General features: G+C 66.5%; 26 protein-coding genes, 1 tRNA gene and 1 riboswitch. Of the genes, 13 read left to right on the forward strand and 14 right to left on the reverse strand.

Annotated elements, in window-relative coordinates; all coding sequences use genetic code 11:
- The first annotated feature begins 16 nt into the window (after positions 1-16).
- From rpoC to C2847_RS09965, 6 genes are all read left to right on the forward strand, one after another.
- Positions 17-4,594: a DNA-directed RNA polymerase subunit beta' gene (rpoC, locus tag C2847_RS09940; protein WP_105318199.1), complete on the forward strand. Its 4,578-nt coding sequence runs from the start codon at positions 17-19 to the stop codon at positions 4,592-4,594.
- A 79-nt stretch (positions 4,595-4,673) separates the two neighbouring features.
- On the forward strand, positions 4,674-5,252 hold the full coding sequence (locus C2847_RS09945; RefSeq protein ID WP_105318200.1) for a fuculose-1-phosphate aldolase: 579 nt from the start codon (positions 4,674-4,676) through the stop codon (positions 5,250-5,252).
- On the forward strand, positions 5,249-5,488 hold the full coding sequence (locus tag C2847_RS09950) for a hypothetical protein (protein WP_105318201.1): 240 nt from the start codon (positions 5,249-5,251) through the stop codon (positions 5,486-5,488). The genes C2847_RS09945 and C2847_RS09950 overlap by 4 nt, the downstream gene beginning before the upstream one ends.
- Complete coding sequence (locus C2847_RS09955; RefSeq protein ID WP_105318202.1) at positions 5,458-6,306, forward strand: alpha/beta fold hydrolase; 849 nt, start codon at positions 5,458-5,460, stop codon at positions 6,304-6,306. Before C2847_RS09950 ends, C2847_RS09955 begins: the two co-directional genes overlap by 31 nt.
- 38 nt (positions 6,307-6,344) lie before the next feature.
- A riboswitch (TPP riboswitch) is annotated at positions 6,345-6,439 on the forward strand.
- A 21-nt stretch (positions 6,440-6,460) separates the two neighbouring features.
- On the forward strand, positions 6,461-7,495 hold the full coding sequence (locus C2847_RS09960; RefSeq protein WP_105318203.1) for a thiamine ABC transporter substrate-binding protein: 1,035 nt from the start codon (positions 6,461-6,463) through the stop codon (positions 7,493-7,495).
- A gap of 66 nt (positions 7,496-7,561) precedes the next feature.
- Positions 7,562-9,043, forward strand: coding sequence for an ABC transporter permease (locus tag C2847_RS09965; protein WP_105318204.1), 1,482 nt, complete (start codon positions 7,562-7,564; stop codon positions 9,041-9,043).
- Positions 9,044-9,083: 40 nt separating this feature from the next.
- Here C2847_RS09965 and mutM read toward each other — a convergent pair whose 3' ends face one another.
- The 7 genes from mutM to C2847_RS10000 form a co-directional block, all read right to left on the reverse strand.
- On the reverse strand, positions 9,084-9,878 hold the full coding sequence (gene mutM / locus C2847_RS09970; protein WP_105318205.1) for a DNA-formamidopyrimidine glycosylase: 795 nt from the start codon (positions 9,876-9,878) through the stop codon (positions 9,084-9,086).
- Positions 9,871-10,182, reverse strand: a complete 312-nt coding sequence (locus C2847_RS09975; RefSeq protein ID WP_105318206.1) for a DCC1-like thiol-disulfide oxidoreductase family protein — start codon at positions 10,180-10,182, stop codon at positions 9,871-9,873. The genes mutM and C2847_RS09975 overlap by 8 nt, the downstream gene beginning before the upstream one ends.
- A complete protein-coding gene (locus C2847_RS09980; RefSeq protein ID WP_105318207.1) occupies positions 10,166-10,543 on the reverse strand; it encodes an acyl-CoA thioesterase in 378 nt (125 codons plus the stop codon). Before C2847_RS09980 ends, C2847_RS09975 begins: the two co-directional genes overlap by 17 nt.
- A gap of 12 nt (positions 10,544-10,555) precedes the next feature.
- Entirely contained in the window at positions 10,556-10,795 is a 240-nt protein-coding gene (locus tag C2847_RS09985) for a 4a-hydroxytetrahydrobiopterin dehydratase (protein ID WP_105318208.1), read from the reverse strand.
- A 51-nt stretch (positions 10,796-10,846) separates the two neighbouring features.
- Positions 10,847-10,923: transfer RNA gene (locus C2847_RS09990), tRNA-Met, on the reverse strand.
- A gap of 27 nt (positions 10,924-10,950) precedes the next feature.
- On the reverse strand, positions 10,951-12,309 hold the full coding sequence (locus C2847_RS09995) for an FAD-binding oxidoreductase (protein ID WP_105318209.1): 1,359 nt from the start codon (positions 12,307-12,309) through the stop codon (positions 10,951-10,953).
- A 10-nt stretch (positions 12,310-12,319) separates the two neighbouring features.
- The gene (locus C2847_RS10000; protein ID WP_105318210.1) at positions 12,320-13,564 is read right to left on the reverse strand and encodes an MFS transporter; all 1,245 of its coding nucleotides are present in this window, start codon (positions 13,562-13,564) and stop codon (positions 12,320-12,322) included.
- 58 nt (positions 13,565-13,622) lie between these two features.
- Here C2847_RS10000 and C2847_RS10005 point away from each other — a divergent pair, with 58 nt between their 5' ends.
- Positions 13,623-14,243 (forward strand): hypothetical protein, encoded by a 621-nt coding sequence (locus tag C2847_RS10005; RefSeq protein WP_105318211.1) that lies wholly within the window; start codon positions 13,623-13,625, stop codon positions 14,241-14,243.
- Positions 14,244-14,249: 6 nt separating this feature from the next.
- Here the strand turns inward: C2847_RS10005 and C2847_RS10010 are convergent, their stop codons facing one another.
- From C2847_RS10010 to C2847_RS10020, 3 genes are read right to left on the reverse strand one after another with little or no spacing between them, the layout of a single operon-like run.
- Positions 14,250-15,209 (reverse strand): aldo/keto reductase family protein, encoded by a 960-nt coding sequence (locus C2847_RS10010; RefSeq protein WP_164835703.1) that lies wholly within the window; start codon positions 15,207-15,209, stop codon positions 14,250-14,252.
- A gap of 43 nt (positions 15,210-15,252) precedes the next feature.
- The gene (locus tag C2847_RS10015) at positions 15,253-15,462 is read right to left on the reverse strand and encodes a CDGSH iron-sulfur domain-containing protein (protein ID WP_105318212.1); all 210 of its coding nucleotides are present in this window, start codon (positions 15,460-15,462) and stop codon (positions 15,253-15,255) included.
- A gap of 9 nt (positions 15,463-15,471) precedes the next feature.
- Positions 15,472-15,948 (reverse strand): AbrB family transcriptional regulator, encoded by a 477-nt coding sequence (locus tag C2847_RS10020; RefSeq protein WP_105318213.1) that lies wholly within the window; start codon positions 15,946-15,948, stop codon positions 15,472-15,474.
- Positions 15,949-15,974: 26 nt separating this feature from the next.
- On the opposite strand from C2847_RS10020, the gene C2847_RS10025 reads away from it, so the two are divergent.
- On the forward strand, positions 15,975-18,287 hold the full coding sequence (locus C2847_RS10025; protein ID WP_164835704.1) for a penicillin acylase family protein: 2,313 nt from the start codon (positions 15,975-15,977) through the stop codon (positions 18,285-18,287).
- On the opposite strand, the gene C2847_RS12685 is transcribed toward C2847_RS10025, so the two are convergent.
- From C2847_RS12685 to C2847_RS10040, 4 genes are read right to left on the reverse strand one after another with little or no spacing between them, the layout of a single operon-like run.
- Positions 18,238-18,687: a GGDEF domain-containing protein gene (locus C2847_RS12685; RefSeq protein ID WP_244187427.1), complete on the reverse strand. Its 450-nt coding sequence runs from the start codon at positions 18,685-18,687 to the stop codon at positions 18,238-18,240. The two genes, C2847_RS10025 and C2847_RS12685, sit on opposite strands and share 50 nt — an antisense overlap.
- The gene (locus C2847_RS12690; RefSeq protein WP_244187429.1) at positions 18,612-19,124 is read right to left on the reverse strand and encodes a CBS domain-containing protein; all 513 of its coding nucleotides are present in this window, start codon (positions 19,122-19,124) and stop codon (positions 18,612-18,614) included. Before C2847_RS12690 ends, C2847_RS12685 begins: the two co-directional genes overlap by 76 nt.
- Positions 19,125-19,133: 9 nt before the next feature.
- Positions 19,134-19,493 (reverse strand): hypothetical protein, encoded by a 360-nt coding sequence (locus C2847_RS10035; protein ID WP_105318214.1) that lies wholly within the window; start codon positions 19,491-19,493, stop codon positions 19,134-19,136.
- A 9-nt stretch (positions 19,494-19,502) separates the two neighbouring features.
- Positions 19,503-20,597 (reverse strand): integrase core domain-containing protein, encoded by a 1,095-nt coding sequence (locus C2847_RS10040; RefSeq protein ID WP_105318215.1) that lies wholly within the window; start codon positions 20,595-20,597, stop codon positions 19,503-19,505.
- Between the two features lie 88 nt (positions 20,598-20,685).
- Here C2847_RS10040 and C2847_RS10045 point away from each other — a divergent pair, with 88 nt between their 5' ends.
- The 5 genes from C2847_RS10045 to purD are packed head-to-tail and all read left to right on the forward strand — an operon-like array spanning position 20,686 to position 25,080.
- Positions 20,686-21,219, forward strand: a complete 534-nt coding sequence (locus C2847_RS10045; RefSeq protein ID WP_105318216.1) for a glycerol-3-phosphate acyltransferase — start codon at positions 20,686-20,688, stop codon at positions 21,217-21,219.
- A 9-nt stretch (positions 21,220-21,228) separates the two neighbouring features.
- The gene (locus tag C2847_RS10050) at positions 21,229-22,023 is read left to right on the forward strand and encodes a fumarylacetoacetate hydrolase family protein (RefSeq protein WP_105318217.1); all 795 of its coding nucleotides are present in this window, start codon (positions 21,229-21,231) and stop codon (positions 22,021-22,023) included.
- A complete protein-coding gene (locus tag C2847_RS10055; protein ID WP_105318218.1) occupies positions 22,017-22,928 on the forward strand; it encodes an MBL fold metallo-hydrolase in 912 nt (303 codons plus the stop codon). The genes C2847_RS10050 and C2847_RS10055 overlap by 7 nt, the downstream gene beginning before the upstream one ends.
- A gap of 17 nt (positions 22,929-22,945) precedes the next feature.
- On the forward strand, positions 22,946-23,836 hold the full coding sequence (gene purN / locus C2847_RS10060; protein ID WP_208619950.1) for a phosphoribosylglycinamide formyltransferase: 891 nt from the start codon (positions 22,946-22,948) through the stop codon (positions 23,834-23,836).
- Positions 23,833-25,080 (forward strand): phosphoribosylamine--glycine ligase, encoded by a 1,248-nt coding sequence (purD, locus tag C2847_RS10065; RefSeq protein WP_105318219.1) that lies wholly within the window; start codon positions 23,833-23,835, stop codon positions 25,078-25,080. The genes purN and purD overlap by 4 nt, the downstream gene beginning before the upstream one ends.
- The last annotated feature ends 18 nt before the right edge of the window (positions 25,081-25,098 follow it).

Raw genomic sequence — 25,098 nt, forward strand, 5'->3', positions numbered from 1 at the left:
CTTAAGTGGAGGAGGAATGAAAAAGGAAGTTCGCAAGGTTCGCATCGCCCTGGCCTCTCCGGAAAAGATCCGCTCCTGGAGCTACGGGGAGGTGGAGAAGCCCGAAACCATCAACTACCGCACCCTGAAGCCCGAGCGGGATGGGCTTTTCGACGAGCGCATCTTCGGCCCCACCAAGGATTACGAGTGCGCCTGCGGCAAGTACAAGCGCCAGCGCTTTGAGGGCAAGGTGTGCGAGCGCTGCGGGGTGGAGGTCACCAAGAGCATCGTGCGCCGCTACCGCATGGGGCACATCGAGCTGGCCACCCCGGCGGCCCACATCTGGTTCGTGAAGGATGTGCCCTCCAAGATCGGCACCCTCCTGGACCTCTCCGCCACCGAGCTGGAGCAGGTCCTCTACTTCAGCAAGTACATCGTCTTGGACCCCAAAGGGGCGACGCTGGACGGGGTGCCGGTGCAAAAGCGCCAGCTCCTCACGGACGAGGAGTACCGGGAGCTCCGCTTTGGCAAGCAGGAGACCTACCCCCTGCCCCAAGGGGTGGATGCCCTGGTCAAGGACGGGGAGGAGGTGGTGAAGGGGCAGGAGCTCGCCCCTGGGGTGGTGAGCCGCATGGACGGGGTAGCCCTTTACCGCTTCCCCCGGCGGGTGCGGATCGACTACCTGCGGAAGGAGCGGGCGGGCCTTCGCCTTCCCCTGGCCGCCTGGGTGGAACGGGAGGCCTATAGGCCAGGGGAGGTCCTGGCGGAACTCCCCGAGCCCTACCTCTTCCGGGCGGAGGAGGAGGGGGTGGTGGAGCTCAAGGAGCTCGAGGAGGGTTACCTCCTCACCCTTCTCAAGGACGAGGAGGCCGTGGCCCGCTACTTCCTCCCCGTGGGGCTTACCCCCTTGGTGGTCCACGGGGAGGTGGTGGAAAAGGGCCAGCCCCTGGCCGAGGGGCGGGGTCTTCTGCGCCTGCCCCGTCACATGACCGCCAAGGAGGTGGAGGCGGAGGAGGAGGGGGACACCGTCTACCTCACCTTCTTCCTGGAGTGGACGGAGCCCAAGGACTATGCGGTGGCCCCCCACATGAACGTGGTGGTGCCGGAAGGAGCCCACGTCCAGGCGGGGGAGAAGGTGGTGGCGGCCATCGACCCCGAGGAGGAGGTGATCGCCGAGGCCGAGGGCATCGTCCACCTGCACGAGCCCGCCAGCATCGTGGTGATGAAGGCCCGCCTCTACCCCTTTGAGGAGGACGTGGAGGTAACCACCGGGGACCGGGTGGCCCCGGGGGATGCCCTGGCCGACGGGGGCAGGGTCAAGAGCGAGATCTACGGCCGGGTGGAGGTGGACCTGGTCCGGAACGTGGTGCGGGTGGTGGAATCCTACGACATCGACGCCCGCATGGGGGCCGAGGCCATCCAGGCCCTTTTGAAGGAGCTGGACCTGGAGAAGCTGGAGGCCGAGCTCCTGGAGGAGATGAAGCACCCCTCCCGGGCCCGGCGGGCCAAGGCCAGGAAGCGCCTCGAGGTGGTCCGGGCCTTCCTGGACTCCGGCAACCGCCCGGAGTGGATGATCCTCGAGGCGGTGCCCGTGCTTCCCCCGGACCTCCGCCCCATGGTCCAGGTGGACGGGGGGCGCTTCGCCACCAGCGACCTCAACGACCTCTACCGCCGCCTCATCAACCGCAACAACCGCTTGAAGAAGCTCCTGGCCCAGGGGGCCCCGGAGATCATCATCCGCAACGAGAAGCGCATGCTCCAGGAGGCGGTGGATGCGGTGATCGACAACGGCCGCCGCGGCTCCCCCGTCACCAACCCGGGCTCTGAACGGCCCCTTAGGAGCCTCACCGACATCCTCTCCGGCAAGCAGGGCCGCTTCCGCCAGAACCTCTTGGGTAAGCGGGTGGACTACTCGGGGCGGAGCGTGATCGTGGTGGGGCCCCAGCTCAAGCTCCACCAGTGCGGCCTGCCCAAGCGCATGGCCCTGGAGCTCTTCAAGCCTTTCCTCCTCAAGAAGATGGAGGAGAAGGGCATCGCCCCCAACGTGAAGGCGGCCCGTAGGATGCTGGAAAGGCAGCGGGACATCAAGGACGAGGTCTGGGACGCCCTCGAGGAGGTCATCCACGGCAAGGTGGTCCTCCTGAACCGGGCCCCCACCCTGCACCGCCTGGGCATCCAGGCCTTCCAGCCCGTCTTGGTGGAGGGCCAGTCCATCCAGCTCCACCCCCTGGTGTGCGAGGCCTTTAACGCCGACTTCGACGGGGACCAGATGGCGGTGCACGTGCCCCTCTCCTCCTTCGCCCAGGCGGAGGCCCGCGTCCAGATGCTCTCCGCCCACAACCTCCTCTCTCCCGCCTCCGGGGAGCCCTTGGCCAAGCCCAGCCGGGACATCATCCTGGGGCTTTACTACATCACCCAGGTGCGCCGAGAGAAGAAGGGAGCCGGCCGGGAGTTCGCCACGGTGGAGGAGGCCTTGGCCGCCTACGAGCGGGGGGAGGTGGCCCTAAACGCCCCCATCCGGGTGGCGGGCAGGGAAACCAGCGTGGGCCGCTTGAAGTTCGTCTTCTCGAGTCCCGACGAGGCCCTTTTGGCGGTGGCCCACGGCCTTTTAGACCTCCAGGACGTGGTGACGGTGCGCTACCTGGGCAAGCGCCTGGAAACCAGCCCGGGCCGGGTCCTCTTCGCCCGCATCGTGGGCGAGGCGGTGGGGGATGAGAGGGTGGCCCAGGAGCTCCTCCAGATGGACGTGCCCCAGGAGAAGAACTCCTTGAAGGACCTGGTCTACCAGTCCTTCCTGCGCCTGGGGGTCGAGAAGACCGCAAGGCTTCTGGACGCCCTCAAGTACTACGGCTTCACCTTGTCCACCACCAGCGGGATCACCATCGGCATCGACGACGCCGTCATCCCCCCCCAGAAGCAGAAGTACCTGGAGGAAGCCGACAAGAAACTTAGGCAGATCGAGCAGGCCTACGAGATGGGCTTCCTCACCGACCGGGAGCGCTACGACCAGGTGATCCAGCTCTGGACCGAGACCACGGAGAAGGTCACCCAGGCGGTCTTCAAGAACTTTGAGGAGAACTACCCCTTCAACCCCCTCTACGTGATGGCCCAGTCCGGGGCCCGGGGTAACCCCCAGCAGATCCGCCAGCTTTGCGGTATGCGGGGCCTCATGCAAAAGCCCTCGGGGGAGACCTTCGAGGTGCCTGTGCGCTCCTCCTTCCGGGAAGGCCTTACCGTGCTGGAGTACTTCATCAGTAGCCACGGGGCCCGAAAGGGTGGGGCGGACACCGCCCTCCGCACCGCCGACTCCGGCTACCTCACCCGGAAGCTGGTGGACGTGGCCCACGAGATCGTGGTGCGGGAGGCGGACTGCGGCACTACCAACTTCATCTCCGTACCCCTCTTCCAGCCCGACGAGGTGACCCGCACCCTGCGCCTCAGGAAGCGCTCGGACATCGAGTCCGGCCTCTATGGCCGCGTTCTGGCCCGGGAGGTGGAGGTTCTGGGCCATCGCCTGGAGGAAGGGCGCTACCTGACCCTCGAGGACGTGGGGCTTCTCATCAAGGCGGCGGAGGCCGGGGAGATCAAGGAGGTCCCCGTGCGCAGCCCCCTCACCTGCCAGACCCGCTACGGGGTCTGCCAGAAGTGCTACGGCTACGACCTCTCCATGGCCCGGCCCGTGTCCATCGGGGAAGCGGTGGGGGTGGTGGCGGCGGAGTCCATCGGCGAGCCCGGCACCCAGCTCACCATGCGCACCTTCCACACGGGCGGCGTGGCGATGGGCACCGACATCACCCAGGGTCTGCCCCGGGTCATCGAGCTCTTTGAGGCCCGCAGGCCCAAGGCCAAGGCGGTGATTTCCGAGATCGACGGGGTGGTGCGCATCGAGGAAACCGAGGAGAAGCTTTCCGTCTTCGTGGAGTCCGAGGGTTTCTCCAAGGAGTACAAGCTTCCCAAGGATGCCCGCCTGGTGGTGAAGGATGGGGATTACGTGGAGGCGGGCCAGCCCCTCACCCGTGGGGCCGTGGATCCCCACCAGCTCCTCGAGGCCCGCGGCCCCGAGGCGGTGGAGCGCTACTTGGTGGACGAGATCCAGAAGGTTTACCGGGCCCATGGGGTGAAGCTCCACGACAAGCACATTGAGATCGTGGTGCGGCAGATGCTCAAGTACGTGGAGGTTACCGACCCTGGGGATAGCCGCCTGCTGGAGGGCCAGGTCTTGGAGAAGTGGGACGTGGAGGCCCTGAACGAACGGCTCATCGCCGAGGGCAAGACCCCGGTGGCCTGGAAGCCCCTCCTCATGGGGGTCACCAAGAGCGCCCTCTCCACCAAGAGCTGGCTTTCCGCCGCCAGCTTCCAGAACACCACCCATGTGCTCACCGAGGCGGCCATCGCCGGCAAGAAGGACGAGCTCATCGGTCTTAAGGAAAACGTCATCCTGGGCCGCCTGATCCCTGCGGGGACGGGGAACGATTTCGTCCGCTTCACCCAGGTGGTGGACAAGAAGACCCTCAAGGCCATCGAGGAAGCCAGGAAGGAGGCGGTGGAGGCCAAGGAGAAGGAGCCTGCCCTCCGCCGCCCCGGCCGCCGCGAGCAGCCTGGGAAGCAGGCCTAAGGCCATCCCACCCTGGCCTAGCCAGGGTGGGGGCTCCTAAGCGCCGCCTCCAGAAGGGTTTTTGCGCCATAATGGGCCCATGCTGGCGCGGATCTACACCGCCTTTCGCCAGGTGGGGGAGGATCTTTTCCACCATAGGCTCATCTCCGCCACCGCGGGCAACTTTTCCGTGCGCACCAAGGAGGGCTTTCTCATCACCCGAAGCGGGGTGCAGAAGGCCCGCCTGACCCCCGAGGACCTGGTGGAGGTGCCCCTCGAGGGCCCTTTCCCGGAAGGGGCCAGCGTGGAGAGCGTGATCCACCGGGAGGTTTACCTTAAAACTCCGGCCCGGGCCATCGTTCACGCCCATCCCCGGGTGGCGGTGGCTCTTTCCTTGCATCTGGACCGGATTGTTCCCCTGGACCTGGAGGGCCAGTACTACCTGAAAGAAGTGCCGGTGCTTGCTCCCAGAACCGTGAGCGCCACCCTGGAGGCTGCTCTGGCCGTGGCGGAGGGCCTTAAGGAGCACCGGGCCTGCCTGTTAAGGGGCCACGGGGCCTTTGCCATAGGGCTTAAGGAGAAGCCGGAGGAAGCCCTTCTGGAGGCCTATAGCCTCCTCACCACCTTGGAGGAAAGCGCGGAGATCCTCTTTTACCACCGCCTTTGGGGGAGGGGATGAGGGTAGTCTTTGTGGAGGGCAAGGAAAAGGAGGCCCTTTTGGGCTTGGCCCGGGAGCTTCCCCATCCCTATTGGCTTCTTGCGGGGGAAGGGGTTTGGCTTTTGGAGGTGTTCGGCGCCGGGGAGGAAGCCTTGGCCAAGGCCAGGGCCCTGCCCGGGGTTAAGGTTTGGGCCTTTACCCTGGAGGATGGGGTAGTCTATAGGGGATGCGGGAAGAAATCGGCTACATCCCCATAGGGGAGGCGGAGCTTTACGTGGAGGACGTGGGGGAGGAGTGCGCCCCTGCCCTGTTCGTCCTCCACGGGGGACCTGGAGGCAACGCCTACACCCTCCGGGAGGGCCTGGGGGAGTACCTGGAAGACTTCCGCGTGATCTACTTCGACCAGCGGGGCTCGGGGCGGAGCTTGGAACTGCCTCAGGACCCCCGGCTCTTCACCCTCGATGCCCTGGTGGAGGACACCGTGGGTCTGGCCGAGGCCCTGGGGGTAGAGCGCTTCGCCCTCCTGGCCCACGGCTTTGGGGCCATGGTGGCCCTGGAGCTCCTCCGCCGTTACCCGGAGGTCCTGGGGGCGGTGCTCCTTTCCCCCTGGGTGAGCTTCCCCTGGCTTTCCGCAAGGCTTGCGGAGGCGGCGGGGCTTGAGCCTTTGGCCGACCCCGAGGCGAACTTGAGGGCGGCCTTGGAGAAGGCGGAGCCCAAGCTCCTCTTCGACCGCCTCATGTTCCCCACCCCCCATGGCCGCCTGGAGTACGAATGGGTGGCGGAGGGCTCGGGCATCCTGGGGCCGGATACCCCGGCCTTGGCCTTTTGGAAAAACGGTCTCTGGCGGCTGGACTACACTCCCTACCTCTCCCCAAGCCGCAAGCCGGTGGTCCTGGTGGTGGGGGAGAAGGACGGCACCAGCTACCCCTATGCCGAGGAGGTGGCGGAGCGCCTCAAAGCCCCCATCCGGGTGATACCCGGGGCCGGGCACTACCCCTGGATCGACCAGCCGGAGGCTTTTGGCGAGGCTTTCCGGGAGGTCCTCGAGGGCCTGCTGGCTCCCTGGAGGGTGTGAGGGATGCCCTTCCAGGACTAGGAAGGGTGGTAAACTCAGGGCGTCACCGGGGGTGCCCTCTTATGGGGCTGAGAGATACCCTTGGAACCTGATCCGGGTAATGCCGGCGTAGGGAAGGTGACCAAGGCCCCTCCCGGTGACAAGGAGGGGTTTTATGTTGAGGATCTTTGCCCTGCTGGTCCTTCTGGCCTTCGGCTTCGCCCAGGAGATCACCGTCCTCACCCACAGCAGCTTTTCCCTGGATAAGGGGCTCATCGCCCGGTTTGAGCGGGAAACCGGCCTGAAGCTGCGCTTCCTCAAAGGGGGGGATGCCGGGGAGACCCTGAACCGGGCCATCCTCACCAAGGCGGCTCCCATCGCCGACGTGATCTACGGCTTTGACAACACCTTCCTCTCCCGGGCCCTCGAGGCGGACATCATCTTGCCCTACCGGAGCCGCGAGATCCAAAACCTGAAAGCCACCCTCCTCCTGGACCCCACCTTCCGCGCCCTGCCCGTGGACTACGGCTGGGTGAGCCTGAACTACGACCGGGCCTACTTCAAGGACCGTCCCTTGCCCAAGGCCCCCGCTGACCTCGCCCGGCCCGAGTACGCCCGGCTCCTCGTGGTGGAGAACCCTGCCACCAGCTCCCCGGGCCTGGCCTTCCTCATGGCCACCGTGGCCCGCTTTGGGGAGGATGGGTACCTGGACTTCTGGGCTAAGCTCCGGGATGGGGGCGTGCGGGTGGCCAAGGGCTGGAGCGAGGCCTACTACACCCACTTCACCCCCTACAAGGGGGATAGGCCCCTGGTGGTCTCCTACACCACCAGCCCCGCCGCCGAGGTTTACTATTCCGAGGGGAAGTACCAAGAGCCGCCCACGGGGAACCTCTTTCCCGAGCTGGCCTTCTTCCAAGTGGAGTTCGTGGGGATCCTGAAGGGGACCAGGAACCTGGAAGGGGCCAGGAGGGTGGTGGACTGGCTCCTCTCCAAGCCTGTTCAGGAGAACATCCCCACGGAGATGTGGATGTACCCGGCCCGGCGGGATGCCAGGCTCCCTGAGGTCTTTCGCTTCGCGCCCGAGCCCCTGGGGAGTGTGCGCCTGGACCCTAAGGCCATGGCCCAGAACCGGGAGCGCTGGATCGAGGAGTGGACCAAGGTGGTTCTCCAGGGGCAAAGCCCCGAGGCGGTGCGCCAGGGCAGGCGGTAGCGCCTCCTTCAGGATGGGAGGGTCCAGGGCCTTCCGCTGGCAAGCTTGGGGGTTAGGCTTAGGGGGATGGCCTACGGGGGCTTTTTCGTCCTCCTCTTCTTGGGCTTGGCCCTCTTCTACCCCCTTTTCCGCATCCTGGCCCTGGGGGTAGGGGAGGGGTTTGCCCAGGCCCTGGCGAACCCCTACTACTGGGAGCGCTACCTCTGGAGCCTAGAGTATGGGCTTCTCTCCGCCCTTCTCACCTTGTCCCTGGCCCTGCCCCTGGCCTTCCTCTTCCGCCGCCGCTTTCCCTTTAGGGGGGTTTTCCTGGCTCTTTCCACCTTGCCCTTTGTCCTCCCCACCCCGGTGGTGGCCCTGGGGTTTTTAGCCCTCCTGGGCCCCAGGGGACTTCTGGGGGTGGACCTTTACGGCACCAAGGTCCTCCTCCTTCTGGCTGCCCTCTTTTACAACCTGGGCCTTGCCCTCAGGATTCTCCTGCCGGTGGCCTTGAACCTGGAAGGCCCCTTGCAGGCGGCCAGGGTCCTGGGGGCCTCGAGCCTCAGGGCTTTTCTAAGGGTGGGGCTTCCCCTCCTGCTCCCCGCCTTGGGTTCTGCGGGGCTTTTGGTGTTCGTCTACGCCTTCTCCGCCTTCGGGGTGCCCCTCCTTTTGGGGGGGGCCAGGTACGCCACCCTCGAGGTGGAGGTCTACACCCTCTTGGCCTACCGCCTGGCCTTCCCCGAAGCCAGCGCCCTCATGCTTTTGGAGATTCTCACCCTGGGCCTCGCCGTGGCCCTCTACCTGCGCCTCCGGCCCTACCCCCTGCCCCCTGGAGGGCTTCTTCCCCCTCCTCCTTGGGCCTATACCCTGGGACTAGGCGCCTTTTTTCTCCTCCTTTTTGCCCCCTTGTGGGGGCTGTTTCTGCGCCTGGACCTAGGGGCCTTGGCCTCCGCCTGGGCCTCGGAGGACTTCACCCCCCTTTCCGTGGCCTTGGAGAATAGCCTCCGTTTCACCCTCTTGGCCCTGGCCCTGGCGCTTCCTTTGGGAATAGCCTATGCCGCAGCGGCCCGCCGGAGCCCCCTCATGGACCTCTTAGGGCTTTTCCCCCTCATGGTGAGCCCGGTGGCCGTGGGCCTCGGCTACCTTTTGGCTTACCCGAACCTCCGGGGCTCCTTGCCCCTTTTGCTTGCCGCCTATGCCCTTTTGGCCTATCCCCTCCTTGCCCGGGCCCTCCTGCCTGCCTTAAGGAGCCTTTCCCCAAGCCTCCTCGAGGCGGCCCGGGTCCTGGGGGCCACGCCCCTTCGGGCGTTTTTGCGGGTGGAGATCCCCTTGGTCTTTCCCGCCCTGCAATCTGGGCTTGCCCTGGCCTTGGCCGCCATTTTGGGGGAGTTTGGGGCCACCCTGGTGCTCTGGCGGCCCGAGTGGACCACCCTGACCCTGGCCATCTATGAGCGCCTGGGAAGGCCGGGGGAGGTGCCCTATAAGGAAGCCCTGGCCATCGCCGCCCTTCTCGCCCTCATCTCCGGGCTCCTCTTCTACCTCCTGGACCGGGGGCGGGGAAGGTGGGGCTAAGTACCCCGACGGGGCCCCCGAAAAGGCCAGGGGCAAGCCGCTAGGTCTGGCAACGGGGGCAGTGGTGGGTTCCCCGCCCCGCCACCACCGCCCGGGCTACGGGAGCGCCGCACCGGGGGCAGGGAAACCCCGCGCGGCCGTAGACCGCGTGGCGCATCTGGAAGCTTCCCGGAAGGCCGTCGGGTTGCTGGTAGGCGCGGTCGGAAAGGGTACTCCCCCCTTGAGCGGTGGCCTCGGCGAGCACCTCCTTAAGGGCTGCAAACAGCCTTTGCCCTTCGGCTTCCGTAAGCTCCCGCCCCCGGCGGAAAGGGGAGAGGCGGGCCCTGAAGAGGGTTTCGTCGGCATAGATGTTTCCCACCCCGGCGGCGAGGCGCTGGTCTAAAAGGAGGCTCTTGAGGGGCTTGCCGCTTTTCCTTAAGCCTTCCCAGAACTCCGGGAAGCGGAAGGCCTTGGAAAGGGGCTCGGGGCCCAGGCGGGAGAGAAGGGGGATCTCGCGGTAATCTCCCCTCTCCACCACCCAAATGCGCCCGAAGCGCCTCGGGTCGTGGAAGAAGACCTCTCCCTGGTCCAGGCGGAAGGCCACCCGGGTGTGGGGGGTCTTTTGCAGGCGGAATCCCCCGGTCATGCCCAGGTGGACCACCATCTCCAAGCCTCCAGAGAGGGAAAAGAGGAGGAACTTCCCGCGGCGCAGGAGGCTTTCCACCGCCTGCCCCTGGGCCCCTTCCGTGTGGCGGTAGCGCCTTGGGTCCTGGTGGTGGATTTCCAGGAAGCGCCGCCCGAGAAGGAGGGGCTCGAGGCGCCGCCTTGTGGTTTCCACCTCGGGCAGTTCAGGCATGGGGCCTCCTTTCCGCCAGGGTGCGGTAGAGCCTGGGCCCAAGGCCAAAGGCCAGGCCCATGAGGAGGAGGGGGTAGAGGGGCCAGAGGAGGGATAACCTTCGGGCCAGGGCCAAAAGGGCCTGGTAGCCCCGGTGAACCCTTTCCCCATCCAGGATGTGGAGTTCCTGAAGAAGGGCTTCCCGGTCCAGGCCCTGGGCCTCCTGCAGGGGCTCTATCCGGAGGCTTCCCCCAAGGTCCAAGGCCTTTAGGGTCCGGCCAAAGGCCCGGCAGTAGGGGCAGGATGCGTCAATCAGCACCCGCATCTTGGTCCACCGGCACGGGCTGGCCCCGCTCGTTCACCGCCACGTAGGTGAGCTCTCCCTTGGTGGCCAGAACCCGGCCGTTTTCCTGGCCGAAGCGCTCCTTGTACACCTCCACCTCCACGGTCAAGGAGGTGCGCCCCACCCGCACCACCCTGGCCACCACCTCCAGGAGGTCTCCCGTGCGGATGGGCACCTTGAACTCCACGCTGCTCACCGCCACGGTTACCACGGGCTTTTTGGCCCTTCTGGCAGCGGCGTAGGAGCCCACCTTGTCCATAAGGCCCAGCACGAAGCCGCCGAAGGCAGCCCCAAGGGGATTGGTGTGCTCGGGGAAGACAAGCTCTAAGGTCCGTGCCTCCATACCTTTCCCAGGCTACCCCAGGAGAAGGTCGGTGAGGCGGGCCATCTCCCGGTCCCTTTCGGTGATGCCCCCCTGGCTGTGGGTCCACCACTCCACCGTGACCCGCCCCCACTCCACGGTGAGGCGGGGGTGGTGGCCCTTGGCCTCGGCCAACTCGGCCACCCTGTTGGCAAAGGCCATCGCCTCCTGGAAGTTCGGGAAGCGGAAGGCCTTGTACAGGCGTTCTGGGTCTTGTCGTATCTCCCAGTCCATGCTTTAAGGGTAAGGGAAAACCCCGGGCGCCCGTGTGCCCGGGGTTTCGTTTGGTTGCGGGGGCGGGATTTGAACCCGCGACCTTCGGGTTATGAGCCCGACGAGCTACCAGGCTGCTCCACCCCGCGTCGCCATCCTTAACTATAGCGGAGGGCCTAGGGCGTGTCAAGCACCTTGCCCGGGTTCAGGAGGCCTTCGGGGTCAAAAAGGGCCTTAAGTTTTCGCATCCAGTCCAAGGAGGGGCCGTGTTCCAGGGAGAGGTACTTCTTCTTCCTAAGGCCTACCCCATGCTCAGCGGTGCAGGTGCCCCCAAGCTCCAAGGCGCGGCGCACCAGGGCTTCGGCGTAGGCTTCCGCCTTAGGGTAGTCTTCCGGCAAAACGGGGACCAGGGTGTGGAAGTTCCCATCCCCCACGTGGCCCAGGATGTTTCCGGTAAGGCCCATTTCCTCAAGAAGCCCTTGGGCGTGGCGCACCATCTCCGGCAGGCGGGAGAGGGGTACGGCCACATCGGTGATCACAAAGCGGTGGCCGGGGAAGAGGTGCACCAGGGCCCAGTAGGCTTGGTGGCGGGCCTCCCACTGGCGCCGGCGCTCCTCTTCGGTTTTGGCGGCCTCCACTGCCAAAGCGCCTGCCTCCTGCATGATCGTAAGGGCCAGGTTGCTTTCCGCCTCGAGGGCCTCCCGGGTGGAGGAGTGGAACTCCAGAAAGAGGGCGGGGCGCTCGGGGAAGCCCGCCTGAAGGTAGCGGTTCAGGGCCCTTAGGGCCAGCTCGTCCAAAAGTTCCAGCCGGGCCACGGGAAGCCCGCTGGCCATCACCTGATAGCTGGCCAAGGCGGCCTCCTCCACCCCGGGGAAGAAGACCCGTAGGGTGTGGATGTGCTCGGGCAGGGGATGAAGGCGCAGGGTGAGGCGGGTGATGACCCCTAAGGTCCCTTCCGAGCCGATGAAGAGGTCTTTCAGGTCGTAGCCGGCGCTGGTTTTGCGCACCCCCCGGCCAAGCTCCAGGACCTCCCCGTTGGCCAAGACCACCTGCAGGGCCAGGACATTGGCCCGCATCCCCCCGTAGCGCACCGTGGTGGTGCCACTGGCGTTGGTGGCGGCCATCCCCCCTAGGGTGGCGTCCGCTCCGGGGTCCACGGGGAAGAAGAGGCCCGTGCCCTTTAGGGCTTCGTTTAGCGCCTTGCGGGTGAGGCCGGGTTCCACCACGCAGAGGAAGTCCTCCGGGCGCACCTCGAGGATCCGGTTCATGCAGCTGAAGTCCAAGCTGAGGGTTTCTTTCAGGGGGTAGAGGTGCCCCTCGAGGCTGGTTCCAGCCCCAAAGGGAATCACCGCCAGGCCCTCTTCCCTGGCAAACCGCAGGGCCTTTTGCACATCCGCCACGCTTTCCGGGTAGACCACCGCCAAAACCTCCCCTTCCTCCGAGTAGCCCTCGTCCCGCCCGTGGCGGCGGCGTTCGGAAAGGGAGGTGTCCACCTTGCCCGGGAAAAGGCGCTTTAGAGCCTCCAAGGTGTCCATGGGAGCCAGTTTAGTCCGGCTTGGCGTCGGGGAGAAGGGTTTCCGCCTCCCGCACCGTGGGGAAAAGGTATCCGGATAGCCCCCACACCACCCCCAGGCCGCCGAAGATTAGCAGCATGAGGGCGATGCCCTCTCCCGAACCGTACCAGGGGGCGAAGACCCGGTCAGCCAAGGGCCCAGAGAGGAGCATGGCCAGGGGATTGGCGAACCAGGCGATCATCCGCCGGGCGGCGAAGACCTTCCCCTGGACCTCGAGGGGCACCTTGGACTGCCAGATGGCCTGGTTGGAACCGTTTAGCACGGGGATGAAGAGGCTCTCCATGAAGGCCAAGGCCGCCCAGGCCTGGGGGCCCTCCACCACGCCCATGAGGGCCAGGGCCAGGCTGGAGAGGGCCATGCCCAGGAATACCCCGTGCACCCGCTTCCGGGGGCCGCCCCAGAGGGAGAGGAGAAGTCCTCCCGCCACCCCTCCGAGCCCCGAGGCCGAGCGCACCAGGGCCAAAGCGGTCTCGGAGAGGGCGGTCTTGGCCAGGACCATGGCCGGAAGGACGGTGGCCGCCAGGGTGGTGAGGAAGTTCACCCCGAAGAACATGAGCTGCAGGCCCAAGAGGGGGGGTCTTTGCAGGATGAAGCGGAAGCCGAAGAGGGCCTCCTCCAGGAGGGAGGATGGGGGCCTGAGCGGGGCCTTGGGGTTGGGAATGGGCAGGAGGAGAAGGGTAAGGATGGCCGTGCCGGCTCCGAGGAGGTCCAGGGCGAAGATGCCTCCAAGGCCCAGGGGCTTCAGGAGGGCTGCGGCCAGCACAGGGGCCCCCACCCCCGCCAAGGACTCCGCCAGGCTCATCATGCCGCTCGCCCGGGCGTAGTCCTTTTTTTCCAGCATGGCGGAAAGGGCGGCGGAGAGGGCGGGCCAGTGGAGGCTACCCAGCGCGCCGGTTAAGGCGGAGACCAGGTAGAGCTGCCATACCTGTAGCTGACCGAGAAGGAATGCCAGGAGGAGAAGGCCCGTGGCCAGGCCGCTTCCCAGGTCCGCGGCCAGCATGGTCCACTTCCTAGGGTAGCGGTCCACCAAGGCTCCCGCCAGGGGCGAGAGGAGGATCAGGGGGAGGAAGTGGAAGAAGCCCAAAAGGGAAAGGGTGGTGGCCAGACCCGTCTTCTGGTAGGCGTAGAGGGTGAGGGCGAACCAGGTCATCTCCCGGCCCACCAGGGCCAGGGCCTGGCCCACCCAGAGCAGGCGGAAGGCGGCGAAGCCCTGCATGCTGCCCACTTTCCCCTTCCCTCTACTCCAGGCGCAAGCGGACCTTTAGAGTAGAGGCATGGCTCTCTGGGTGGAAAACCCCTTGGCGGCTCGCCTCCTGGCGGACCCCGGGATGGCCGTGGCCCTGAAGCCCTTCATGAAGGGCCCGACCAGCGTGAAGGACCTGGCCTTGGCCCAGGGGCTTTCCCTGCAGCAGGCCCACTACCGGGTGGGCCTCTTCCTGCGGGCGGGGCTTTTGGTGCCCGCCGGGATCCTGCGCAGGCGGGGACGGCCCGTGCGCCTTTACCGGGCGGTGGACACCGATTTTCGCATTCCGCGGGAGCGGGTGCCGGAGAGGGTCCTGCGGGCCCTCGAGGGGGCCAGAAGCTGGCAGGAGGAGTGGGCGAGGGCCCTCGAGGCCCACGACCCCGGCTACGGGGCCGTCCTAAGGGTCTTCCTGAACGAGGAGGGCCTTTTGGAGTTCGGGGGCGAGGCGGAACCCGACCTCCTGGCCGAGGACTTTCCTCCCTTGGTGAACCTTTGGAGCGCCGGGCTTTACCTGAGCCGGGAGGAGGCCAAAACCTTCCAGCGGGAGCTTCTCGCCCTGTACCACCGCTACGCCGCCTTGTCCCCGGCGCGGCAGGCGGAGGGCCAGGCCCGGTACCTGGTCCACCTCGGCCTGGCCCCGGCACCGAAATAGGCTTCTTTACGCCTCGCCCTTCAGGATGGCCTCAATCCGCTCCAGGGCCTCCTTTGGCAGGTCCACCCCCGCGGCCCCCAGGCTTTCTCGGATCTGCTCGGGCCGGGTGGCCCCGGTGATGGCGCTGGAGATGCCAGGGAGGCGCAAAACCCAGGCCAGGGCCAGCTGGGTGCGGGTGAGGCCCAGTTCCTCCGCCACCTCCTTAAGCCGCAGCACCTTCCTGCGGTTCTCCTCGGTGAGGAAGCGCTCGGCGAACTGGGGGTAGCGGGCGAAGCGGCTTTCCGGCGGGATGCCCCCGTCGTAGCGGCCGGTGAGCATGCCCATGGCCAGGGGGCTCCAGACCACCAGGCCCATGCCGAAGCGCTCCGCCTCGGGGAGGATCTCCCCCTCCACCCGCTCCCGGTAGAGCATGGAGTACTGGGGCTGCTCCACCACGGGCGGGTGGAGGCCGTTGGCCTTGGCGAAGGCCACCGCTTCAGCGATCCTGGCCGCAGGCCACTCCGAGGTGCCCCAGTAGAGGGTGTAGCCCCGCTCCACCAGGGTATGCATGGCGTAGACGATCTCCTCCATGGGCACCTCGGGGTCGTAGCGGTGGGCGAAGAAGAGGTCCACGTAGTCGGTCCTGAGGCGCTTGAGGCTTTTCGTGAGGCTTTCCAGGAGGTGCTTGCGGCTTAAGCCCCGGTCGTTGGGGTCCTCGGACATAGGCCAGTAGGCCTTGGTGGAGAGGACCAGGGTGTGCCGGGGGAACTCCTTGAGCACCTCTCCCATGACCTCCTCCGCCAGGCCCTTGGCGTAGACGTCGGCGTTGTCAAAGAAGTTGACCCCGCCCTCGTAGGCGATCTTCACGATCTCCCGGATGGTTTCCCTGTCCTTCACCGCGTCGCCAAAGGTGACCCAGGCCCCCAAGGAGATCTCGGAAACCTTTAGGCCCCACTTCCCCAGCTTCCGGTAGCGCATCTCGCCCATAGCCTCCGGAGTTTACCCCTTTGGCCCGAGACTGACCAGTGGGTCAGTCCCCTTCCACCTCCAGCACTCCGCCCGGGGCCTGAAAACCGATCCGCTTGTGCGTGCCGTCGCAGAAGGGCTTGTTTCCCGAACCTCCGCAACGGCAGAGGAAGACCCTTGGCCTCTCTAGGACCTCCTCCCGCTCCCCCAGCCGCACTGCGAAGCGCTTTCCCTCCACCCGGATGGGACCGTTCTCCAAGAACTCCAGCCGCATGGCTTCATGCTACCGGAAGAGGAACCGGGCCAGGAGGGGCACCAGGAGGAAGAGGAGGAAGACCCGCACCGTGTGGAACACCCCCACCAGGGCTGGGTTGCCTCCCTCCGCCTGGCTTAAGGGGCTCATGCCGGTGATCCCTCCGGGGGCGAGGGCGAAGAGGAGGGCACCCGCCCCCTGCCCCAGGGCCCGGGAGAGGAGGAGGGCCAAGACCACCGCCAGGAGCAAGAAGGCCAGGGCGGTTAAGGCGGCATAGGGGAGGAGGCGCAAGGAAAGAAGCTCCCGCCGGAAGGAAAGCCCCACCAGCACCCCGGCCCCGAGCTGGACCAGGAGGTCCAGGCCCCTGGGGGTTGGGGCGGGGGGCAGGAGGATTTGGTGGATGCCCGTGCCCAGCATGGCCCCCACCACCGCTCCCCCAGGCAGGCCCAGGCGCTGGAAGAGGAGGCCTAGGAGGAGGCCGCTTAGGGTGGCGCGCAGGAGTTCCATGGCCCCATGGTATACTTCGTCCAATTATGAAACGCTTCGGGCGGGTTCTAGCCTGGGTAGTCGGTTTGGCGTTGGCGGTTGCCTTCTTGCTGGGGCTCGGCGTCTACCTCACCCTGCGGGCTTCCTTGCCCCAGATGGAGGGGCGCATCGCCCTGAAGGGCCTTTCCGCTCCTGTGGAGGTGCTGCGGGACGGATGGGGGGTGGTGCGGGTGCGGGCGGCAAGCCTCGAGGACCTCTTCTTCGCCCAAGGTTTCGTCCACGCCCAGGAGAGGCTCTGGCAGATGGAGTTCCAGCGCCGGGTGGGGCAGGGGAGGCTTGCCGAGGTCCTGGGGGAGGCCGCGCTTCCCCAGGACCGCTTCCTGCGCACCTGGGGGTTCTACCGGGCGGCCGAGAGGGCCTACGCCAGGCTTTACCTCGAGGAGAAGCGGGCGGTGGACGCCTATGTGGCCGGGGTGAACGCCTTTTTGCAAAGCGGGGCCCCCTTGCCCCCGGAGTTCCGCCTGCTCTCCTTCCGTCCCGAGCCCTGGACGGGGCCGGATGTGTTGGTCTGGGCCAAGATGATGAGCTTTGACCTCTCCGGGAACTGGGAGGAGGAGCTTTTGCGCCACCGCCTCCTCGCCCGGGGGGTGAGCCCGGAGCGGCTCCTTGACCTCCTGCCCCCTTACCCTGAGGATGCCCCCACCATCCTGCAGACCGAGGACCTGAACCTGCCCCTGCCGCGGGAGGAGGCCCCGGCGGCTCTCCTCCAGATGGCCCCGCCTCGCTTTTTGGAGGCCAGCAACAACTGGGTGGTTTCGGGAAGCCGCACGGTCACCGGAAAGCCCCTCCTGGCGGATGACCCCCACCTGGGCCTGCAGGCGCTGAGCTTATGGTTTTTGATGGTCCTCGAGGCTCCCGGTTACCGGGTTATCGGGGCCAGCCTCCCCGGGGTTCCCGGGATCGTCATCGGCCGCAACGACCGCATCGCCTGGGGAGTCACCAACGTGGGGGCGGATGTACAGGACCTCTACCTCCTGGAGGACGTGGAGGGGAAAGGGTACCGCTACAGGGGCCAGGTGCTTCCCTACCGGGTGCGGGAGGAGAGGATCCGGGTGAAGGGGGGCAAGGAGGAGGTCCTCCGGGTGCGGGAAACCCTCTATGGGCCGGTGATCACCGACGCCCTCCAAGACCCTCCCAAGACCCCCATGGCCCTCCGCTGGGTGAGCCTGGATGAGGAGGACCACCTCCTCATGGCCTATCTGGGGATCAACCGGGCGCAGAACTGGCAGGAGTTCGTGGCCGCCCTAAGCCACTACTCCGCCCCCAGCCAGAACTTCGTCTACGCCGATGTGGACGGCAATATCGGCTACATCGCTCCCGGAAAGTTTCCCATCCGTAAAGAGGGGCACACGGGCATGGTGCCGGTGCCGGGGAATGGGGAATGGGACTGGCAGGGCTACCGCAAGCCGGAGGACTGGCCCAAGGTGCTGAACCCCAAGGAGGGCTTCCTGGTCACCGCCAACAACAAGGTCACGCCCCAGGGCTTCCCCTACGCCCTCACCTACGACTGGGCCGAGCCCTACCGGGCGAGGCGCATCCGCGAGATGCTTTTGGCTAAGGAAAAACTCTCCTTGGAGGACATGGAGGCCATCCAGCTGGACCAAAAGAGCCTCCTCTTCCAGGACTTTCGCCCGGTCTTGGAGCTTTTGAATCCCCTCTCTGAGCGGAGCCGGGCCTGGCGGGAAAGGCTTCTTTCCTGGGATGGAACCATGGGTAAGGCCTCAGAGGAAGCCCTGGTCTTCGCCCTCTGGTACACCGAGCTCACCCGGCTTCCGGAAAGGGAAGTGGGCGAGCCTTACTGGGACGAGCCCCGCTACCTCCTGAAGGCCATGCGGGAGGGGGACAAAAACTGCGACCAGCCGGAAACCGAGTACCGGGAGTCCTGCCTGGACTTTGCCGCCTTGGCCCTGGAAAGGGCTTTGGACCGGAAGGAAGCCTTGAAGGTGCGTTCCTGGGGTCAGGTGCACCGGGCCACCTTCCCCCATGCGGTCCTCACCCACACCCCCTTGAAGCGCCTCACCGACCGGGTGGTTCCCTTCGGCGGGGACCGGTACACGGTGAACGTGGGCCCGTTTGTGCCTGAAAGCCTTCAGATGAACCACGGGCCTAGCTACCGCCAGATCGTGGACCTCTCCGACCCAGAGGCCTCCCTCTTCATCCACCCTATGGGCCAGTCTGGGCATTTTCTCTCCCCCCATTACGCCAACCTCCTGCCCCTATGGGCCAGGGGGGAGTACCTGTCCATGACCTTCAGCACCCCGGGTCGGGAGAGGGTGTTGCTTCTGGAGCCCGGCCGCTAGCCAGGCTCACCTCTTCCCCCAGGGCTATCTTTTCTGGGCGGCCCTTGGCCAAAGTAGAGGCCAGGCTGGCCAGGCGGATGAGGTCGTCGGCGGTGGCCCGGGGGTTGCCAGGCCGCCGCCTCCGCCGCCTTCCCCCGGAAACCCCCAGGGAAAAGCTCACCGCTACCCCTTCCACCACCAGGGGCGGCTCCAGGAGGCTGGGAAGGTGGGGCAGGAGGCCCTGGCGCAGCCGGGGGAAGAGGAGGGCAAACTCGTCCCCCCCGTAGCGGTAGGCCTCCCCCCGGTGGTGCCGGGCGAAGCCCAGGAGCCTCTCCGCCACAGCCTTCAGCACCCGGTCGCCGAAGGTGTGGCCCAGGCGCTTGTTGAGCCTCCCGAAATCGTCCAGGTCTGCGAAGACCAAGGTGGGGTCCAGGCCCCGACCCAGGGAGCGCTCCAGCTCGTCCCGCAGGAGGTCGGCCGGGGGAGGCCCGTGAGGGGATCGAAGCGCTGGCCCAGGGCGAAGGCCAGGGTACGCTTGGTGAGAAGGCCCAGAAGTTGACCTTCCTTGACCACCAGGAGCCGCTCCACCCCCTTCTCCTCCATGAGGGCGCGGGCCTCGAGGAGGCTGGCCTCGGGAGGGAGGCAAAGGGGCGGCCCCTTGAGCACGTCCAGGACCACCCGGTTGGGGTGGACTCCCCGCAGGTCCCGGCTGGTGATCACCCCCAGGAGGACCCCGTTTTGGAGCACGGGCAGGCTGCCCACCCGGTGCTGGGCCATGAGGAGGGCGGCCTCGCGCACGCTGGCCCAAGGGTTCACGGTGACGGGGGCCTTGGTCATGATCTCCCGGACCTGAGCCATGGTGGGAGTCTATTCTAGCCGGATGGTCCTCCCTGTGTGCAATACGATCTCCACTTGGACCCGCACCACCTGGTCCTCCCCTAGGAGGGGAGTGAGCTCCTCAAGGAGAATCTCCACCAGGGGTTCGGGGGCCAAAGCTTTGAGGAGGCTCTTGCGCACCAAAAGGGCCTCCACCGGGGCCTTCTGCACCCGGATCAGCTCGAATTGCCCCGGGGCCAGGCTTTCCGCCATACGCTTAGCGGCCTCGGGGCCGATGGGGGCTTGGTGGCCGATGAGGAGGACGTCCCAAAGGGGTGGGATCTCAAAGGCCTGCCCGCTCAGGCGCAGTTCCAGCTGCCTTTTGGAAGGGAATTCGCGCCGCTTGGCCATGGGCGTATTCTAATAAAGGCTTGTCTTCCCTCGCAAGTCCGTGTAGTTGGCCACCACATTTGAGACACCTTGGGGAACCGACCCCTCCTGCATCCTAGCCAGAAACTCCAAGGGAGCAAGGCCACCCAGGGCCATGTGGGGTCTCCTGCGGTTGTAGTGCTCAAGGTAGGCCTTGAGCTCCGCCTGTAGCTCCCCCACTCCCGTGGGTAAAGCTCGGGTATAAAACTCCTCCCTGAAGGTCCGCTGTAACCGCTCCACGTGCCCGTTCAGCTTGGGGCTCCGGGGAGGTAGCACAAAAAGAGCAATGCCCAGGCCCCGGCACGCCTCTTCAAACTCCCCCATGAACTCGCTACCCCCGTCCACCTGCACCGCTCGGATAGCAAAAGGAGCCTGGGCCACCAGCCGGGACAAAAACTCCCCAGCTAGCCTAGCCGTAGCCCGGCTATGCACCTCCCCCAGGGCATACCGGGTAAACAGGTCCACCGCCGAAAACTGCCGCACCACCTCCCCAGGCCCCAGGGTCACCGTGAGGGTGTCCACCTGGATGAGGTCCCCAGGAGCTTGCACTTGGTATCCCCGGGGCTTCCTCCGGGCGTAGGGTCTCCTAGCCCTTCCCCTGGCCTTCCCTCCCCCCCTCCTGGCCAGAAAGCAGGCCACCCTCTCCACCCGTCCTCTCCCCTCAAGGTGGGCCAGGATACGGCCCACCGTGCGTTCGCTCACCCCATAACCCTCCTTCCGGAGTGTCAGCCAGATGGGCCATCGCCCCCAGGTGGGGTTCTCCTTCCTCAGCTCTTCCACCCGGAGAAGAAGCTCGGGCCTCCAGTGCCTCTTTCCCCGTATACGCTTGGGGCGGCGGGGCTTGGGCTTGAGCCCGGCCAGCCCCTTCTCCCTCAAAGCCCTTTCCCAACGGTAGTAGGTGGCCCGGCTGATGCCCAAAAGCTTCTGGATCTCATCCCAGCCCCTCTTGCTCTCCCGCAAGGCTTTCACCAACTTCACCTTGCGTAGGCGTTCCTGGACATCCGGGTCGCCTGCTCCGGCCTCGGCCAGACTCTGCGCTTCCTTAGCTCCTCGCCATAGGTCTCTGCCAACCGTAGTAAGCTGCATACGGGGAACCTCCTCTCTAGGGTCGGTTCCCCATCTTTTTATCCCGCTCGGTGTCTCACATGTGTTTGTCCGGGTTCAGAATGAGGACATGGCCTATGTGCTTCTGGCGTACTTCCTGGGTTCCCTGGTGGGGGGGCTCCTCTTCTTTCCCGAGGTGCGGGCCAGGGACCTCCCGGGGGGCTCGGGCGTTTTCCGCCGGAAGGGTCCTTGGGCCGCCCTCGGAGTGGTGCTGTGGGACCTGGGCAAGGGAGCCTTGACCCTTCTCCTTGTTCCCCCGGAGTGGCGGGTGTGGGCCGCGGGGGCGGTGGTGGCGGGGCACAACTGGCCCCTGTTCTTCCGCTTCCGGGGCGGGGGTGGGATTGCCCCCTCCCTGGGTTACTTCCTGGCCTGGCTTCCCGGGGAAACCCTGGGGGCGGCCCTTTTGGGCCTGGGGGTGGCGGGGGTCTACCACCTCCTTTACTGGAGGAGGCGGCGCAAGGGTATTTATCCCATACCCTTCGGGGCCATCTTCGGCTACCTGGCGCTTTTGCTCCTGGCCCCTGCCGAGGGGCGGCTCGCGGCCTTACTGGTGGCCCTGGTGGTGGCCCTAAGGGGTCTGCAAATCCTCTCGGGAAGATGGTAGCTTTAGGGCATGAAGCTGCTGCGTTTTAACGAAGGCCGCTGGGGGATACTGGAAGGGGAGCTGGTGCTGGAGACGGATGGTCCCGGGGGAAACCCCACGGGGAGGCGCTACGACCTGGCCTCGGTGCGCCTTCTGGCCCCGGCCACGCCCAGCAAGATCGTGTGCGTGGGGAGAAACTACCGGGAACACATCCGGGAGATGGGGCACGATTTCGGCCAGGACCTGCCCAAGGAGCCGGGTCTGTTCCTGAAGGCCCCCAACACCCTGGCCCACCCCGGAAACCCGCGGGATCCCTGGAACACGGGGGATGCGGTGCCCTACCCCTTCTTTACCCAGGAACTCCACTACGAGGGGGAGCTGGCGGTGGTCATCGGCGACCGCATGCGGAATGTGTCCCCGGAGAAAGCCCTGGACCACGTGCTGGGGTACACCATCGCCGTGGACATCACCGCCCGGGATGCCCAGAAACAGGACCTCCAGTGGGTGCGGGCCAAGAGCGCCGACAAGTTCTTGCCCCTAGGTCCCTGGATTGAAACCGATCTGGACCCACAGAACACCTGGGTGCGCACCTACGTGAACGACCAGCTCCGCCAGGAAGGGCACACCTCCGCCATGATCTTCAGCGTGGCCGAGATCCTCTCCTACATCTCCAGCTTCATGACCCTGGAGCCCTTGGATGTGGTCCTCACCGGCACCCCGGAGGGCGTGGGGGCCTTAGAGCCGGGGGACAGGCTGGAGGTGGCCATTGAGGGCATCGGCACCCTGCACACCCGCATCGGCCCCAAGGAGGAGCGCCCATGGTGAGGGTCCTGGACCTCTACTTCCAAGGGGCGGAGAAGGTCATCGCCAGCTTCCTCCTTCGTTCCAAGGAGGGGCCGGTCCTGATCGAAACGGGGCCGGAGAGCACCTATGCCCGCCTCGAGGCGGCCTTGAAGCAGGAGGGAGTGGACCCGAAGGAGGTCCGCCATGTCTTCGTGACCCACATCCACCTGGACCACGCCGGGGCTGCCTGGCGGTTTGCGGAGCTGGGGGCCACGGTGTACGTGCATCCCCGAGGGGCCCCGCACCTGGTGGATCCCTCGAGGCTTCTGGCCTCCGCCGAGCGCATCTACGGGGCGATGCTGAAACCCCTCTGGGGGGAGCTTAAGGGGATCCCCCAGGAGCGGGTGCGGGCTTTAGAGGACGGGGAGGTGGTGGACCTCGGGGGGCTTAGGGTCCAGGCCCTGGAAACCCTGGGCCACGCCTCCCACCACCATGCCTACCTGGTGGATGGCCTCCTCTTCGCCGGGGACACCGCCGGGGTGCGCATCGCCCCGGGGCCGGTTCTGCCCCCTACCCCACCCCCCGACATCCACCTGGAAAGCTGGTACGCTTCCCTGGACCGCATCCTGGCCCTCAGGCCCGAGGCCCTCTACCTCACCCACTTCGGTCCTTACCGGGACGTGGAAGCCCACCTCCTGGCCTTGCGGGGGGTTTTGGAGGAGTGGGCGGGCTGGGTCCTGCACCGGCTTAAGGAGGGGCTTCCCCTGGAGGAGATGACCGAGCGCTTTGAGGCCTACTGGCGGGAGGGCTTGCGGCGGGCCGGGGTGGGGGCGGAGGGAATGCGCCTCTACGAGCTCGCCGATCCCCCCTACATGAACCTGCAAGGTCTGGTGCGCTACTGGCAGAAGCACCACCCGGCTGCTTTGGCCGAAGGCCAAACACGTTGAGGCCCTGGGATAGGCCTATGCTGAGCCCTTTTCCCTTGGGCCATCCCGCGCGGATGGCGGTTATGGCCTCGGGCCGGGGCACCAACCTGGAGGCCCTCCTGGAGGCCTTTCCCCCTCAAAACCCCTGGGGGGAGGTGGTGTTGGTCCTCTCCGACAATCCGGAGGCCTACGCTTTAAAGCGGGCCTCGAGGCGGGGGGTGGAGGCGGTGGCCATCCCCTGGCGGGGGCGGAAGGCGTTTGAAAGGGAGGCCCTGGACCTTTTGCGGGCCAGGGATGTGGACCTGGTGCTCCTGGCCGGGTTCATGCGCCTCCTTTCCCCTGGTTTTGTGGAGGCTTGGTACGGGCGGCTTCTCAACATACACCCTTCCCTCCTCCCCGACTATCCGGGGCTTCATGTGCACCGGAGGGTCTTGGAGGCGGGGGAAAGGGAAACGGGCTCCACGGTGCACTTCGTGGACCAGGGGATGGACACCGGCCCCATCGTCCTCCAGGGGCGGGTGCCCGTCCTGCCCGGGGATACCCCGGAAACCCTGGAAAGACGGGTGCTTTTCCTGGAGCACCGCCTTTACCCCAGGGCGGTGCGCCTGGTGCTTTCGGGGCTGGCCTTCCCCCCGGGGGAGAGCCTGAAGGCCCTTCTTGGGGAGGTTTGGCCCCGCTTCCAGGGGCTCACTCCCCGGGAGAAGCCCCTTTATCTCCGGGCTGCGGCCCTGCTTGCCGCCTGGGGCCTGGGGGACCTGGTGCCGGCCGCCCTTATGGGCCAAGGGGGGGACTGGGGCCGGGGGGCCTTCCTCACCGCCCACCTCCTGGGGGAGGAACATCCTGCCTTGCGCCAGGAGCTGGCCCAGCTCCCCGAGGCGGTTCGCCTGAGGGCCGAGGAGGCCTTGAGGCGGGTAGAATCTCCCCTATGAGGGTGCTGGTGGTGGGTTCCGGAGGGCGGGAGCATGCCCTCCTTTGGAAGGCGGTGCAAAGTCCCCTGGTGGATCGGCTCTACGCTGCTCCCGGCAATGCCGGGATGGCGGTTTTGGCGGAGCTGGTTCCCTGGAATGGGGACGTGGAGGCCCTGGCGGACTGGGCTTTGGCCGAGGGGATAGACCTCACCCTGGTGGGTCCCGAGGCCCCCTTGGTGGAGGGCATCGCCGACGCCTTCCAGAAGCGCGGCCTTCCGATTTTTGGTCCCACCCAGAAGGCCGCCATGATCGAGGGTTCCAAGGCCTTCGCCAAGAGGCTGATGGAGCGCTACGGCATTCCCACGGCCCGGTACCGCGTGTTCCAGGATGCCCTCCTGGCCCTGGAGTACGTGGAAAGCGTGGGGGTGCCCATCGTCATCAAGGACTCCGGCTTGGCGGCGGGCAAGGGGGTGACCGTGGCCTTTGACCTGCACACCGCCAAGCAGGCCATCCTCAACCTTCTCTCCGGCCCTGAGGGGGGGGAGGTGGTGGTGGAGGAGTACCTGGAGGGGGATGAGGCCACGGTGCTGGCCCTGACCGATGGCGAAACCGTCCTGCCCCTCCTGCCCTCCCAGGACCACAAGCGCCTGCTGGACGGGGACCAGGGGCCCATGACCGGGGGCATGGGGGCGGTGGCTCCTTACCCCATGGAGGCCGCTACCCTCAAGCGGGTGGAGGAGGAGATCCTGAAACCCTTGATCCAGGGCCTGAGGGCGGAAGGGGTGGTCTACCGGGGGGTGGTCTATGCCGGCTTGATGCTCACCCGGGAAGGCCCCAAGGTGCTGGAGTTCAACGCCCGCTTTGGCGACCCCGAGGCCCAGGCCCTTTTGCCCCTTTTGCGGAATGACCTGGTGGACCTGGCCCTGAGGGTGGCGGAGGGGCGGCTTAGGGGAACGGAGCTGGCCTGGCGGGAGGGGGCCTCCGCCTGTGTGGTTCTGGCGGCCCCCGGTTACCCGGAAAGCCCGAGGAAGGGGATCCCCCTCCATGTCCCGGAGCCGGCGGAAGGGGTTCTGGTCTTCCACGCCGGGACCCGGTGGGAGGGGAACAACCTGGTGAGCGCCGGGGGGCGGGTTTTGAACGTGGTGGGGCTAGGGAAAACCCTGGAGGAGGCCCTTTCCCGGGCCTATGGCTTCATTCCCCAGGTGGGCTTCCCCGGGGCCCAGTACCGGAAGGACATAGGTCACAAAGCCCTCCGCCTGGGTTAGCCGGCGGCTTGGTGGGAG

Source organism: Thermus tenuipuniceus (assembly GCF_002964845.1).
Classification (GTDB): Bacteria; Deinococcota; Deinococci; order Deinococcales; family Thermaceae; genus Thermus; species Thermus tenuipuniceus.